Below are 1,981 nucleotides of genomic sequence, written 5' to 3'. Positions count from 1 at the left end.
GGGCGGCGCGGGCGTCGCCGTCGGCGTCGGCGGCCATCGCCTCCAGGACCGACCGGTACATGGCGCCCAGCCGCTCCAGGTTCGCCGCGGTGAAGGACTCCGAGGAGCCGCCCAGCTGAACGGCGCCACCGCTGGCGATCGCGTTGAGGGCGAACTCCGTGGTGCCCTGGTTGAGCGAGGCCTCGACATCCACCGCGTCGGTGTCGACCTGGTGGAAGTCCTGGAACTCGAACATGACGTTGATCAGGTCGCTGTTCCCGGCGGCGCGCTGGACGGCGGGCAGCGGGTAGCGGCGGTGGGACCAGATGGCGGTCTCCGTCGCATGGGTCCGCTCGACCAGTTCGCGCCAGGTCTTCGCGCCCCGAGTGGTCGGGAACGGAAGGGTGTTGAGGTGCATGCCGAAGACCCGGTCGGCGCCCGGTGCCTCCAGGCGGCCGTGGTAGACGACGCCGGTGTGGAAGGCGTCCTCGGCGGTGAGGCTGCCGAGCACCTTGAGGTGCGCGGCCAGCATGACGCTCTTGAGCGAGGTCTTCGCCTCGGTCGCGAGCTTGCGCAGGCCGTCCTCCAGGTCCGCGAACGGCACCCGGGCCGTGACGGACTCGCCCGGGTCGCCGCCCCAGGTGGCGGGCAGGGCCAGCGGGCTGTGGGTGTCGACGACCTGCTGCCAGAACTCCTGGGTCTGCGGGTCGGAGAGCGCGTCCTGTTCGGCGGCGATGTAGTCGGCGTAGCGGACCGACGGCATCTCGTGGGCCGCCGGCTCAAGGCCGTCCCGCAGCGCCTGGTAGGTGCTGAGGAACTCCATCAGCAGCGAGTTGATCGTCCAGCCGTCGGTGATCACGTGCAGGTGGCTGACCGTCAGGCGCCAGGCTTGGTCGGACTCGACGTGCGCCGCGAACCGCATCAGCGGGGCCGTGGTCAGTTCGAAGCCCGTGCCGTTCTCCTGCTCGACGTAGGCCCGGGCCTGCTCGGCGATCGCGGCCTGGCTCAGACCGCGCAGGTCGTGGATGGCGACCGGGATCTCGACGTCGGCGTGGACGAGCTGAAGGGGCTGGCTGTAGCCGTCCAGGTGCATGGAGGTGCGCAGGATGTCGTGCCGGGCGACCACGAGGTCGGCGGCGCGGCGGAAGGCCTCGGCATCGAAGGGGTGGGGGTCCGGGATGCGCGAGGAGTTGATGTTCCGGTAGACGTGCTCGTTCTCCGTGGACATCAGCTCGACGAGCATGCCGGTCTGGATCTGGGAGAGCGGGTAGGCGTCGACGATGTCGGCCGGGAGGGCTGCGCGGTCGTCCTCGCCGATGAGGGCGAAGGGCTGGACGGCGGTGATGAGGGATTCGCCGGTGCCGTTGCCGGGGAGGGCGGCGGCCATGGCGGTGATGGTGCGCTGTTGGAAGACGTCGCGGATGGTGACGTCGTAGCCGGCGGCGCGCAGGGCGCCGACGAGGCGGACGGCGCGGATGGAGTCGCCGCCGAGGTCGAAGAAGCTGTCCTCGACACCGACCTGCGGCAGACCGAGGACCTCGGCCCAGACGGCCGCCAGGCGCTCCTCGACCGGAGTACGCGGGGCGGTGTAGCCGCTGGTGGCGAACGCGTCCAGGTCGGGGGCGGGGAGGGCGCGGGTGTCGATCTTGCCGTTGGAGGTGAGGGGGATGGCGTCGATCGTCAGGTAGGCGGTCGGGACCATGTACTCGGGGAGCTTGTCGGCGAGTTCGGCGCGCAGTACCGCGGTGTCGATGGTGGTGCCGAGCACGGTGTCGGTGACGAGGTAGGCGATGAGGGTCTTCTCGCCGTTGGTGTTCTCGCGGACGGTGACGACGGTGTCGGTGATGTGGGGGTGTTCGCGCAGGCGGGCTTCGATTTCGCCGAGTTCGATGCGGTAGCCGCGGATCTTGACCTGGTTGTCGATGCGGCCGAGGGTTTCGAGGGTGCCGTCGGGGAGGAAGCGGGCGAGGTCGCCGGTGCGGTAGAGGCGGGTGCCGGCGGG

The 1,981-nt window shown here is 70.5% G+C and carries 1 protein-coding gene; it reads right to left on the bottom strand.

Translation table 11 applies throughout. The features are described from left to right. Window positions 1-1,981: condensation domain-containing protein (locus ABT263_RS38720; protein WP_352298634.1), on the bottom strand; the 1,981-nt coding region annotated here is incomplete at both ends.

Origin of the sequence: Kitasatospora sp. NPDC001603, assembly GCF_040298365.1 — a bacterium.
Classification (GTDB): domain Bacteria; phylum Actinomycetota; class Actinomycetes; order Streptomycetales; family Streptomycetaceae; genus Kitasatospora.
Note: the sequence above shows the minus strand (reverse complement) of the source record. Positions and strands in the feature narration are given on the sequence as shown.